The 12,490-nt window shown below is 58.2% G+C and carries 9 protein-coding genes and 3 tRNA genes; 4 read left to right on the top strand and 8 right to left on the bottom strand.

Features of this window, described 5'->3' with window-relative positions; all coding sequences use genetic code 11:
* Nucleotides 1–60 precede the first annotated feature (60 nt).
* The 3 genes from zapE to EA797_RS03685 all read right to left on the bottom strand — a co-directional run bounded on the left by zapE (nucleotide 61) and on the right by EA797_RS03685 (nucleotide 3,391).
* Nucleotides 61–1,155 carry a cell division protein ZapE gene (gene zapE, locus EA797_RS03695; RefSeq protein ID WP_122164672.1) on the bottom strand — a complete coding sequence of 365 codons (1,095 nt, stop codon included), beginning with the start codon at nucleotides 1,153–1,155 and terminating at the stop codon, nucleotides 61–63.
* Nucleotides 1,156–1,307: 152 nt separating this feature from the next.
* The gene (locus tag EA797_RS03690; RefSeq protein ID WP_122163820.1) at nucleotides 1,308–2,666 is read right to left on the bottom strand and encodes a tryptophan--tRNA ligase; all 1,359 of its coding nucleotides are present in this window, start codon (nucleotides 2,664–2,666) and stop codon (nucleotides 1,308–1,310) included.
* A gap of 95 nt (nucleotides 2,667–2,761) precedes the next feature.
* On the bottom strand, nucleotides 2,762–3,391 hold the full coding sequence (locus tag EA797_RS03685) for an alpha/beta hydrolase (protein ID WP_122163819.1): 630 nt from the start codon (nucleotides 3,389–3,391) through the stop codon (nucleotides 2,762–2,764).
* 233 nt (nucleotides 3,392–3,624) lie between these two features.
* Here EA797_RS03685 and EA797_RS03680 point away from each other — a divergent pair, with 233 nt between their 5' ends.
* The gene (locus EA797_RS03680; RefSeq protein ID WP_122163818.1) at nucleotides 3,625–4,056 is read left to right on the top strand and encodes a Z-ring associated ZapG family protein; all 432 of its coding nucleotides are present in this window, start codon (nucleotides 3,625–3,627) and stop codon (nucleotides 4,054–4,056) included.
* A 41-nt stretch (nucleotides 4,057–4,097) separates the two neighbouring features.
* On the opposite strand, the gene nadC is transcribed toward EA797_RS03680, so the two are convergent.
* Nucleotides 4,098–4,946 carry a carboxylating nicotinate-nucleotide diphosphorylase gene (gene nadC, locus EA797_RS03675; protein WP_122163817.1) on the bottom strand — a complete coding sequence of 283 codons (849 nt, stop codon included), beginning with the start codon at nucleotides 4,944–4,946 and terminating at the stop codon, nucleotides 4,098–4,100.
* 330 nt (nucleotides 4,947–5,276) lie between these two features.
* Here nadC and EA797_RS03670 point away from each other — a divergent pair, with 330 nt between their 5' ends.
* The 3 genes from EA797_RS03670 to EA797_RS03660 all read left to right on the top strand — a co-directional run bounded on the left by EA797_RS03670 (nucleotide 5,277) and on the right by EA797_RS03660 (nucleotide 9,250).
* Entirely contained in the window at nucleotides 5,277–7,565 is a 2,289-nt protein-coding gene (locus EA797_RS03670) for a DUF1631 domain-containing protein (protein WP_122163816.1), read from the top strand.
* Between the two features lie 155 nt (nucleotides 7,566–7,720).
* Nucleotides 7,721–7,894, top strand: a complete 174-nt coding sequence (locus tag EA797_RS03665; RefSeq protein ID WP_122163815.1) for a DUF3094 family protein — start codon at nucleotides 7,721–7,723, stop codon at nucleotides 7,892–7,894.
* Nucleotides 7,895–7,954: 60 nt separating this feature from the next.
* The gene (locus EA797_RS03660) at nucleotides 7,955–9,250 is read left to right on the top strand and encodes an NAD(P)/FAD-dependent oxidoreductase (protein WP_122163814.1); all 1,296 of its coding nucleotides are present in this window, start codon (nucleotides 7,955–7,957) and stop codon (nucleotides 9,248–9,250) included.
* Between the two features lie 152 nt (nucleotides 9,251–9,402).
* Here EA797_RS03660 and EA797_RS03655 read toward each other — a convergent pair.
* The 4 genes from EA797_RS03655 to clpB all read right to left on the bottom strand — a co-directional run bounded on the left by EA797_RS03655 (nucleotide 9,403) and on the right by clpB (nucleotide 12,429).
* Nucleotides 9,403–9,478, bottom strand: a tRNA-Lys gene (locus EA797_RS03655).
* Nucleotides 9,479–9,483: 5 nt separating this feature from the next.
* Nucleotides 9,484–9,560: transfer RNA gene (locus EA797_RS03650), tRNA-Pro, on the bottom strand.
* Nucleotides 9,561–9,570: 10 nt separating this feature from the next.
* Nucleotides 9,571–9,646: transfer RNA gene (locus EA797_RS03645), tRNA-Asn, on the bottom strand.
* Between the two features lie 212 nt (nucleotides 9,647–9,858).
* Nucleotides 9,859–12,429: an ATP-dependent chaperone ClpB gene (gene clpB, locus EA797_RS03640; RefSeq protein ID WP_122163813.1), complete on the bottom strand. Its 2,571-nt coding sequence runs from the start codon at nucleotides 12,427–12,429 to the stop codon at nucleotides 9,859–9,861.
* Between the last annotated feature and the right edge of the window lie 61 nt (nucleotides 12,430–12,490).

Below are 12,490 nucleotides of genomic sequence, written 5' to 3'. Positions count from 1 at the left end.
ACGAACAAAAACGGCAAGTCACGCAGCGCGTCGACTTGCCGTTCATGAGGCGTGAGAATTTCAGGGCTTGTGTGGACGTGACAGGTATTCGTGCGACTGCATTTCGAGCAAACGACTCAAGGTGCGCTGGAACTCGAACTCCAGGCGCCCGCCGGCATAGAGGTCCTTGAGTTCCACTTCAGCGGACAGGATCAGCTTGACGTTGCGATCGTAGAACTCGTCCACCATGTTGATGAAACGCCGCGCCATGTCGTCCTTGGAGACGTCCATCCGCTCGATGTTCGAAACCAGCACGGCATCGAAGATCTTGCCCAGCTCGATATAGTCGTTCTGGCTGCGAGGCCCATCGCAGAGCTCCCGGAACTCGAACCAGCCTACGCCGCTGGCAACCTTGCGCGCGACGATCTCGCGATTTTCGATCATCAGAGGCTCGTTTTCCTGCACCCGGCATTTCTCCGGTAGCAAGCTGCGGAAGCTCTTTTCCAGACTCTGCTCCGCCTCAGCGTCGAGTGGGAAGTGATAGAGCTCGGCCTGCTCGAGGGCCCGCAGACGGTAGTCGATACCGCTGTCGACGTTGACGATTTCGGTATGCTTCTTCAACAGCTCGATCGCCGGAAGGAAGCGAGCACGCTGCAAGCCATCCTTGTACAAACCGTCCGGCACGATGTTGGAAGTCGCCACGAGGCTCACGCCGTTCTTGAACAATTCTTCAAGCAAGGTCGCAAGGATCATTGCGTCAGTGATATCGGAGACGAAAAACTCGTCGAAACAGATCACGCGTGACTCATCGGCGAAGCGCTTGCCGATGATGGTCAACGGGTTCTTCTCGCCCTTGAGGGTGCGCATTTCCTCATGCACGCGCTTCATGAAGCGGTGGAAGTGGGTACGCGTCTTCTGTTCGAAGGGCAGTGCGTCGAAGAAGGTGTCGACCAGATAGGTCTTACCGCGGCCAACACCGCCCCAGAAATACAGCCCTTTGATCGGGTCCTGGTGCTTTTTGCCGAACAACTTGCCCATCAGTCCGGACTTGGTGCGGTCGTCTGCGACCAGATCGTCGTACAGGCGCTGCAGATGACGAACCGCAGTTTCCTGGGCCGCGTCGTGGAAGAAGTCAGGACGTTTCAGGTCTGCCTGATAGCGCTCAAGAGGGGTCATGGCGGGGTCTGGGTAGTGAAACGGGGCCGACACTTTAGCCGCGCCCTCGGTGGTTGGCAATTTACGCAGATCGTTCAAGCGCGCGAGCCTCGGTTGAGATCGTAAATCAGCAAGTTAGCGCCGATCAGGCCGTGATCGGCGAATCGTTTGTATCACGCGATAAGGGTAGCCACAGCCTGGCGTAGCCGTAGCATTGCCGCTTCCAGCGCCTCTTCGTCAGCGTGAGTGGGACTCTTTGCGATGCATTCGCCGTCCAGCCACAAGCTAAATTGATTCTCCTCGTCGGCCCGGAGTTCCAATGCATCCACTCCCTGTGAGAGCAGGCGCTGACTGATCACGCCGATTGCCTTCGGATCGTTGAACGGGCGAGACAGCAGGAGCTCCTCACCGTCGGCAGCGAAAAAGCGGAAACGGAAGTTGCCGTCGCTTTCACGGAAGCTGGCAAAACGTGCCGCCTTGCCGCCCTTCTTCTTGACCGGCGCGGCGCTTGCCGATTCGCTGCGGAAATTACGCAACCCGACCGCCTCACGTAGCTCGCCGAGAAATGGCGTCGCGACTTTACGCGCCTTTTTTGCACCGGCCTGGAGTATGTCTTCCAGCTCGCCGGGCCGCTGCATCAACGCGTGATACCGCTCACGCGCCTCGCCCAATTCGCTGTCGAGCAGGTCGAACAAACGCTGCTTCGCCTCGCCCCACGCCAGCCCGCCAATCAGATCTTCGCGGAACTGACCCAATTGCGCCGGTGTGGCAAATGCCTGGTAGATGGTGAACAGATGTGAGTCGTCCGGATCTTTCGGCTCGCCGGGTAGCTTCGAGTCCGTGACGATGCGGGCAATGGTGCTCTTCAGCGCCTTGGCACTGGCGAACAGCGGGATGGTGTTGTCGTAGCTCTTCGACATTTTTCGGCCGTCGAGGCCGGGCAACGTCGCCACACCTTCTTCGATCACGGCTGAAGGAAGGGTGAACATTTCCTTGCCATTACCGAACAGGTGATTGAAGCGCTGACCGATGTCGCGCGCCATTTCCACGTGCTGAATCTGATCCCGCCCCACAGGCACTCTGTGCGCATTGAACATGAGAATGTCGGCTGCCATCAGAACCGGATAACTGAACAAGCCCATGGTGATGCCCGCGTCCGGGTCCTCTCCCTGCTCGACATTCTTGTCCACCGAAGCCTTGTACGCATGCGCGCGATTGAGCAGGCCCTTGCCGGCAACACAAGTCAACAACCAGGTCAGCTCGGGGATTTCCGGGATATCCGACTGGCGATAAAAGGTCACCCGATCAGCATCAAGGCCACAGGCTAGCCAAGTCGCGGCTAACTCCAGGCGAGACTGCTGGATGCGCAACGGATCATCGCATTTGATCAGCGCGTGATAGTCCGCCAAGAAGTAAAAGGAGTCGGCATCGACTTCCCGGCTGGCTACGATGGCTGGCCGAATGGCGCCTGCGTAATTGCCCAGATGAGGCGTGCCGGTAGTGGTGATGCCAGTAAGAATTCGGGTTTTCATTCAGTCATCTCGTTTCAATCAGCGCGAACGACAAGCGGGACGCGTAAAGGGGCGCGAGCAAGCGACCGGGGCATCGCTACGCAACCTGCGTTCCATCAAACCAAGCGCGGTGCGACGAGCTCTTTGAGCTCCACCAGCTTGCCGTGAAAAAAGTGGCTGCATTCTGCCACTTTCAGCAGCTCGTGAGGATGTTCGAGCCCAGCGGAAAACGTATGGACCGAGGCAGGGTCGATCACCTCGTCGTCGTCAGGCTGAATGATGGTAAGGGCGGCGTCTTCGGCCAGGGGCATATCCACCAGACGAGACACGGCAGGAGCGACCATGAACAGCCGCTCCAGCGACTCGCCACGAGATTCGACGCGCCCCGCCAATGCCGCTGCGACAAAGCCGCCAAATGAAAAACCGAGCAAGGTCAGTGGCAGCCTTGGGTACTGAGCTCGCAGCCACGTCAGCGCAGCGTCGGCATCATCCACCTCGCCGAGGTTCATGTCGTGGCTGCCCGCACTGCCGCCGACACCGCGAAAGTTGAAACGAAGGGTGACGTAACCTGCGTCACGAGCAGTTCGCTGCAGGGTCGAGACCACTTTGTTGAGCATCGTCCCACCCTTCACCGGGTTGGGATGACAGATCAGCGCCAGGCCGCGCGCATCAGGTTGATCGAAATAGAGCCCTTCCAGCACACCGGCCGGACCCTCGATGGAAATGGGGTTTTCACGTTTCAACAAATTAACTCCGTGACCTTGGGGCTTGTCGGCTCGTCTTGCTTGCGCTGCCGGATCATCGTGCTTCGCGTTGCGGTATACACGGCAGGTACGAGACGTTAACGTATCAGCCCGTGGGAAAACCACCGCGCCAAGTGGGTGCTGTGCATGGATCGCCGGCCGCTTAGCTCAGGGATATCACCACCACAAGATTTTCACTGCTGTACGTCACAGCCGTTTATATAGAGGAAGTACTCGTGGAACAGACCCTCGCGACCTGGTTGCTACCCATACTCGGCGTCGTCGCCGGCATCGTCATCGGTTATCTGATTGCACGCAACAGCGCCCCCAGCAGCACGCAGCGTCAAGTGGATGACCTGCAGGAGCGCCTCGACACCTATCAGAGCGAAGTGGTCACGCACTTCAACACCACAGCCAGCCTGCTGCGCAAGCTAACCAACAGCTACCAGGACATGCAGAATCATCTGTCCGAGGGAGCTGATAAGCTCGCCCTCGATGAGCAGACCCGCCAGCGGTTGCTTGCTGCCCTCCATAGCGAAGAGACCCACAGCCATCGCGAGCGTCTTACATCGCCGACCTTCACCGAGCCGCCAAAGGACTACGCACCAAAAGGTCCGGACGTTCCGGGCACGCTGGACGAGAACTTTGGCTTGAAAAGCCGGCATTGAATCCTGCAGGCGGCACACCTGAGTGCCGCCTTGCTGCAGCGCTACTGTTTCAGCCGCATCGATAGGTCAATTGCCCGGATATGCTTGGTCAGGGCACCGATTGAAATGTAATCCACGCCAGTCTCGGCAATTGCGCGAAGTGTTTCATCATCGATCCCCCCTGAAGCCTCCAGCTTCGCCCGCCCCGCTGTAACAGCGACCGCGGTTCGCATGTCCTCCAGGCTAAGCTCGTCGAGCATCACCACATCCGCGCCAGCGCTCAGCGCCTGCTCCAACTCGCCGAGGTTCTCGACCTCAATTTCTACCGGCTTGCCCGGAGCGATGCGATGCGCAGCCTCGATCGCCTCGGCGATACCGCCGCAAGCCGCTATGTGGTTTTCCTTAATAAGGAAGGCGTCGAAAAGGCCGATGCGATGATTATGACAGCCGCCGCACGTGACAGCGTATTTCTGCGCCAGCCTTAGCCCGGGAATGGTTTTGCGCGTATCCAGCAACCGGACACCAGTGCCTTCTACCAGATTCGCATAGTGTCTGCAGCGGGTCGAAACCCCCGACATGGTCTGCAGGAAATTCAGCGCCGCGCGCTCTCCACTGAGCAGCGATCTCGCCGGTCCTTCTAGATGAAACAGTACACGATCGGCCGCAACCTGCTCTCCATCACTCACCTGCCAGTGCACCGCAACCCGCGAATCCAGCTGGCGGAATACCGCATCGACCCACGCCGTCCCGCTAATCACAGCATCTTCCCGGGTGATGACAGCCGCGTGTGCGAGCCGCTCTGCGGGAATCAGCTGCGCAGTGATGTCACCCGACCCTACGTCTTCGGCTAGCGCCTTGCGTACATTGTTCTCAATTTCAGCGGACAGATCCGCAAGGGTGATATCAGTCACGTAAGGCTCCCGTCCGTTTCGGCAAAGTATAAGTCTGACTCGTCGTAGAGCCCGGTTTGGCCCTAGTTAAAAGCGCTTTCAAAGCCTCGCGCATGGCTGCACCTACGGTTTTTCGACCGCCCGTAGAAATTACGCGAGTATGTGTGAGCTGCATCATGTCCAAAACAAATCCGCACTAGGCTAATGAACGAGGGGCCTATAATGAGCTCATATTTGGCGCCACCGAAATGGCGAACCATCCACGGAATGACAAGCCGTTGCCCCTGCGCATAATCAGCGGCATGCTACACGGTGTTGAGCGCTTGAATGACAGGCGACCGGAGAGTCTCGATGCGAACCGATGCGAAAGTGGTGCACCTCAAGGCCACCCCTGAGCAAAAGCAGACCTCGCCGGCAGGTAGATTACCTGTCGCGCTCATCAGTGTGCGCGACAAAGCCGCTCAACAGCTGAGACTGGCGCTTCAAACGCTTTTCGACAATGCAGACGACTCGCTTTTCGAAATCGCTGACCGCGCTACCAGCAACGCCGAACAAAATGCATTCTTCGAGGCCATGCGCGACCTGAGAATGAAGCGTCGCGGTATCGAGCGCGGTTTCCTGCAACAGGTGTTCGAGTCGTTCTCCAAGCTCAATCAGTACGAGATCGGCAAGCCGCTGCAGGAAGAAGCCTCTTTCGAAAGCCTGGCGCTGGTGCAGAACGACGAGCTGGAAGAGTCCGTTGCGATCGACACCATGGTCGCCAAAGTGCTGAGCCGCGCCAGCCAGCCGCTTGGCCATCTCACTACCCGCATGAATGTCCTGGTGAGCAGAAAGCTCGAGGACAAGACCAACCCGCTTGGCCCTCAGCAGCTATGTGAGTACTTCCTCGAGGCGTGCCGCACGCTCGGCGTCGAAATCAAGGTCAAGTTGATCATTCTCAAACTGTTCGAGCGCTATGTGTTGAGCGACCTCGAACAGCTATACGCTGAGTCCAACCAGACGCTCGTCGCCGCGGGCGTCCTGCCAGAATTGCAATCGGCCCAGCCGCGCCGGGCGCCTAACCGTCCTGGTACGCCAGGCGCCAGTGACGCCAGATCCAGCCAGAGCTTCAGCGATTCGCCTGCCTATGTGGAAGAAGGTGTGCACGAAGCATTCGGTACTCTCCAGGCGCTGCTGTCGGAATTGCGCGGAAGCGCACTTCCCGCGCGAAACCTGCCCAGCGACGCTATCCCGATATCCAGCAATGACCTGATGCGCCTGCTCTCGCACCTCCAGACGCGCACGCCACAGCAAGTCGACGAATACGATCTTCAGGGCCAACTCGAGCAACTGCTTCAGCGTGTTAGCGCCAGAAGCGGCAAGTCGCGTGTCGTGGGTGAAGTCGACGAAGACGTCATCAACCTGGTATCGATGCTATTCGAATTCATTCTTGACGACCGGACGCTTCCAGATTCGCTGAAGGCTCTCATCGGTCGGCTGCAGATTCCCGTATTAAAGGTCGCGGTCCTGGACAAGACTTTCTTCAGCCGCGGCAGCCATCCTGCGCGTCGCCTGCTGAACGAGATCGCCTCGGCCGCCATGGGATGGGTCGATCAGGATGAAGCCCAACGAGACAGCCTGTATCAGAAGATCGAGCAAGTTGTTTCTCGTCTACTGAACGATTTCGTAGACGACCCAGCCATATTCTCCGAACTGCTCGCTGATTTTCTCGCCTTTACCGGCGACGAGCGTCGTCGCAGCGAGCTTCTGGAACAACGAACCCGTGATGCCGAGGAAGGCCGCGCCAGAGCCGAGATGGCACGCCAGGAAGTGGAGCACGCACTCAATGAGCGCCTGCTCGGCAAGACACTTCCTGAGGTCGTTGTCCGGCTGCTGCAAGAGGCATGGAGTAAAGTTCTTCTCCTGACTTGCCTCAAGCACGGCACTCAATCCGAGCAGTGGCACGCAGCCCTTGCAACAATGGACGACCTGATCTGGAGCGTTGGCCCGCATGAGGATCCCGAGTCCCGCGCGCGATTGCTTGAACTCGTACCGAGTCTGTTGAAAAACCTTCGCGAAGGTTTGGTCAGCGCGGCATTCGACCCTTTCTCGACCAGCGATTTCTTTACGCGCCTGGAAGCGCTGCACGTCCAGACGCTGCAGCAGCTGAGCAAGCCAGCTCCAGTGCCACGGGCCAGCCACCCCGCTAGTGATGGTGGGATCCTCACCGACCTTAAGCTGGAACTGCCCCCTCGGGACGAAGAACCCGGCAAGCCTGGCATACCGGCAATGGTCGAGGTCAATGAAGAAATTGTCCTGCTCGCACCAGGCGAAAGCCGTGAGCAGGAACCTGAAATCAATCTGGCCGATAATGATGAAGCACTGACTCAGGTCGACAATCTTCGTGTCGGTAGCTGGGTCGAATTCCAGGAAGATGAAGACCATAAGCTCCGCTGCAAACTTGCGGCCATCATCAAGCCGACAGGTAAGTACATTTTCGTCAATCGCACCGGAATGAAAGTTCTCGAGAAGACGCGAATGGGGCTGGCTATCGAATTTCGTCGGGGCGCAATTCGCCTGCTGAACGATGCGCTACTCTTCGATCGGGCGCTGGAGTCGGTGATTGGCAACCTGCGAAGCCTGAAGCACAACGGCCGATGACCACCGAGGGAGGGCTGATCATCTTCCGACGCCCTCCCCGCACCGCCGCTTCCGAGCAATGCCCGCTCAGCAAGATTAGAATCGGCATACAGCCTCGTCACGCTTGGCTTTTGGCGGCGCACCGCTAGAATGCCTGCATCCCCTGCGAGGTGCGTATGCCCAGCCGCCTGAATCCAGAAGATCAGAAACGCGTCGATCAATATCTCAGCGCGCCGCAGCACCAAGTAGAGCGCAGGCCTTTTAGGCCCTGGCTGCTCCTAGTGCTGGTTCTGGTAGTCGTTTTAGGCTTGGGCCTGCTAAGCCGCCTCTTAAGCCGCCTGGTGCTATGACAGTTCTTGTCTTTGCCATGGCGCCTGACCGAATTCCGCAAAGCCTTATGAGTTCATCCAATGACACATCGCATCGTAATCGTCGGCGGCGGCGCCGGCGGCTTGGAGCTGGCCACCCGCCTGGGTAGAACCCTCGGAAAGAAAGGCAAAGCGCGCATCACGCTGATCGACGCCAATCTCACGCATATCTGGAAGCCCCTACTGCATGAGGTAGCAGCTGGGTCATTGAACTCGTCCGCTGACGAGCTCAATTATGTCGCCCAGGCCAAGTGGAACCACTTTGAGTTTCAGATGGGCCGCATGAGTGGGCTGGAGCGCGAGAGCAAATGCGTTCACCTCGCCGCGTCCTATGACGAGCATGGCGTCGAGCTGGTACCCGCTCGCACGCTGAGCTATGACACGCTGGTCATCGCAGTCGGGAGCACAACCAACGATTTCGGCACAAAAGGCGCGGCAGAGCACTGTATCTTTCTGGACACCCGCGAGCAGGCGGAGCGATTCCATCGCCTGCTACTGAGCCACTACATGCGCGCCCATGCCAGTGAAGGCCACCAAAGCACCATCAACATGGCCATCGTGGGCGCTGGCGCCACAGGCGTCGAGCTCGCGGCAGAACTGCACCATGCTGCAAGAGAACTCGCAGCCTATGGGCTGAACGGGATCAAGCCGGAAAACGTACATATCACGCTCATCGAAGCCGGACCTCGCGTGCTTCCAGCCCTGCCGGAGCGTATCAGCCAGCCAGTGCACCAGACACTCAATGATCTGGGAGTGACTGTACTTACCGATGCCGCTGTAAGCGAAGTGACGAGCGAAGGGCTGCATACCAAGGATGGCAATTTCGTGCCAGCCAAGTTGAAGGTATGGGCTGCAGGTATCAGGGCGCCAAGCTTTTTGAATGAGATAGACGGGCTGGAAACTAACCGAATAAACCAGCTGCAGGTCCTCCCTACTCTGCAGACAACCCGGGACGAGAACATATTCGCCTTTGGCGACTGTGCGGCGTGCCCGCAACCGGATAGCGATCGCAACGTGCCGCCTCGCGCTCAAGCTGCGCATCAGCAAGCGTCACTGCTCGCTAAATCGATCGCCCGCCGACTCGATGGGGAGGAGCTGGCCCCTTATCGTTATCGTGACTATGGCTCGCTGATCTCGCTGTCGACGTTTTCCGCAGTCGGCAACCTGATGGGCAACCTGACGGGGAACGTCATGCTAGAGGGGTGGCTGGCTCGCATGTTCTATGTCTCCCTGTACCGAATGCACCAGATTGCCCTGTACGGCGTTGCTCGTACCGGCCTGATGATGGTCGGGGACAAGCTAAGCACCAGCACGGTACCCCGCCTCAAACTGCACTAGCTCCATCTGCCGCGCCTTCCTGAATAGAACACAAGGGACTGGCGCGGCATCAAAGCGAACCGATGAAAAGGCTGCCCCTGGAAAAAAACGAGCGCAAAAAAAACCGGAAGGTCTGTGACCTTCCGGTTTCTTACGCCTCTAGCGAGACGATTTGGTGGGTCGTGTGGGATTCGAACCTACGACCAATTGGTTAAAAGCCAACTGCTCTACCAACTGAGCTAACGACCCAAAAATGGTCGGGGTAGGGGGATTCGAACTCCCGACATCCTGCTCCCAAAGCAGGCGCGCTACCGGACTGCGCTATACCCCGATATGGAATTTGGCTCCGCGACCAGGACTCGAACCTGGGACCCAATGATTAACAGTCATTTGCTCTACCGACTGAGCTATCGCGGAACTTCACTTCCAGCCCTTCAGTTGGCTTGCTGTACCGCTTTGCAAACCCCCCTCAGAGGCGCGCCATTTTACGGTTCTAGACGCGGCTGTCAACAGAAAAAATGCGATTTACTACAATGATTTGCGGGCACCCCCTGCCTGGTAACAAACGGAGCCGGTAACTGCCGGTTTCCACCAGCAAGGCCGCTCTATTCAAGCGGCCTTTCTGCGGCTCAGGACTTGGCAAACTGGATCTGGTCACCTTCCACTCTGCCAACGATTACGGAGCCAGCTTCAAATGCACCAGACAGTATGTTCTGGGCCAGCGGATTTTCGATCCATCGCTGGATGGCGCGCTTAAGCGGCCGTGCGCCGTATACCGGGTCATAGCCAACCGCAACCAGCTTATCCATGGCCTCGTCGCTGAGCTCCAGACTCAGTTCGCGCTCCGCCAGACGCTGCTGCAAACGACCCAGCTGGATTTTCGCAATCCCGGCAATCTGATCCCTCGCCAGCGGGTCGAAGACCACCACCTCGTCGATACGGTTGATGAACTCCGGACGGAAGTGATTGCTGACGGCGTCCATGACCGCCGCACGCTGCGCATCAGAATCGCCCACCAACTCCTGAATCTGACTGGACCCAAGGTTCGAGGTCATTACGATCACTGTATTACGGAAGTCGACAGTGCGCCCGTGGCTGTCGGTAAGCCGCCCGTCTTCAAGGACCTGCAACAGAATATTGAACATATCAGGATGGGCCTTCTCAACCTCGTCAAGCAGCACCACGGAGTAAGGCTTACGGCGCACCGCTTCGGTCAGATAACCACCCTCCTCGTAGCCCACATAGCCTGGCGGAGCACCAATGAGGCGTGCCACAGAGTGCTTCTCCATGAACTCGGACATATCGATTCTGACCATGGCTTCCTCTGTGTCGAACAGAAACTCGGCCAACGCCTTGCACAGTTCGGTTTTACCCACCCCGGTCGGGCCAAGGAACAGGAAAGAGCCACTCGGACGATTCGGATCAGCCAACCCCGCACGAGACCGGCGAACAGCATTAGCCACCGATACGACCGCCTCGTGTTGTCCAATCACGCGCTGATGTAGCAGGCCTTCCATCTTCAATAATTTGTCGCGCTCGCCTTCGAGCATCTTGGAAACGGGAATTCCAGTCCATTTGGAAACAACCTCGGCGATTTCCTCATCGGTTACCTTGTTGCGCAGCAGCTGGTTCTCGGTCTTCCCATGCTGGTCGACCATCTGCAAGCTGCGCTCCAGATCCGGGATGATCCCGTATTGCAGCTCGGCCATTCGCGCCAGGTCGCCCTTGCGACGCGCAGCCTCGAGGTCGGCCTTGGCCTGCTCGATTTTCTGTTGCATTTGCGCGGAGCCTTGCACCTCGGCTTTTTCCGATTTCCAGATCTCTTCAAGATCGGCGTATTCGCGCTCCAGCTTGACGATTTCCTCGTCGAGCTTGCCAAGGCGCTTTTTGGTCGCCTCGTCGTCTTCGTTCTTCAGCGCCTCACGCTCGATCTTCAGCTGAATGAGACGCCTATCCAGGCGATCCAGCTCTTCCGGCTTGGAATCGATCTCCATGCGAATTCGGCTGGCCGCTTCATCGATCAGGTCGATCGCCTTGTCCGGGAGCTGGCGGTCGGTGATGTAACGATGCGACAGCTTCGCTGCAGCGATAATGGCGCCATCGGTGATGGAAACACCATGGTGCACCTCGTAGCGCTCCTTGAGGCCACGCAGGATGGCGATGGTGTCTTCCTCGCTCGGCTCATCGACCTGAACGCGCTGGAAGCGCCGCTCCAGTGCCGCGTCCTTTTCAATGTACTGACGGTACTCGTCGAGGGTGGTCGCACCGACGCAATGCAGTTCGCCACGGGCCAGCGCTGGTTTGAGCATATTGCCCGCATCCATCGCGCCTTCTGCCTTGCCGGCACCCACCATGGTGTGTAACTCATCAATGAACAGGATGACCCGGCCTTCCTGCTTGCTCAGCTCATTGAGAACGGCCTTGAGCCGCTCCTCGAACTCTCCGCGGAATTTCGCCCCCGCAATCAACGACCCCATATCCAGCGCGAGCAGTCGCTTGTCCTTGAGGCCATCTGGCACCTCGCCGTTGACGATGCGCTGAGCCAAACCCTCGACGATGGCTGTCTTGCCGACACCGGGCTCGCCAATGAGTACGGGATTGTTCTTGGTGCGACGCTGCAGCACCTGAATGGTCCGGCGGATTTCGTCATCGCGACCGATGACCGGATCCAACTTGCCATCTTCGGCGCGCTTGGTCATGTCAACGGTATATTTATCCAACGCCTGACGGGACTCCTCGGCGTTGGGGTCGTTTACCGCTTCGCCTCCGCGCAGATTGCTGATGGCGTTCTCCAGAGCCTTCTTGCTAACACCTTGCGCCAGCAGAAGCTTGCCCAGGCGGGTGTTGCTATCGAGCGCCGCAAGCAGCACGAGCTCGCTGGAGATGTATTGATCCCCCTTCTGCTGCGCCAGCCGGTCGGCCTGATTCAGCAGGCGAGCCAGATCCTGCGACATATTCATGTCGCCGGTCGGATTTTGCAGCTTCGGTAACTGATCAAGTTCCTTGGTGAGGGTCTGGCGCAATCCATTGATGTCGAAACCCACCTGCATCAGCAGCGGCTTGATCGAACCGCCCTGCTGCTCCAGCAATGCCTGCATCAAATGCAATGGCTCGATGGAGGCATGATCGAAACCAACGGCGATGGATTGGGCATCGGAGAGCGCAAGTTGCAACTTGCTGGTCAAACGATCGATACGCATGAAATCACCTTTCTAGGTTAGGCAGGCCGGCGCGCACGAAAGCGCCTGAAACAAAGCCCGC

The sequence above is a fragment of the Stutzerimonas zhaodongensis genome, assembly GCF_003696365.1.
Taxonomy (GTDB): Bacteria; Pseudomonadota; Gammaproteobacteria; order Pseudomonadales; family Pseudomonadaceae; genus Stutzerimonas; species Stutzerimonas zhaodongensis.
Note: the sequence above shows the minus strand (reverse complement) of the source record. Positions and strands in the feature narration are given on the sequence as shown.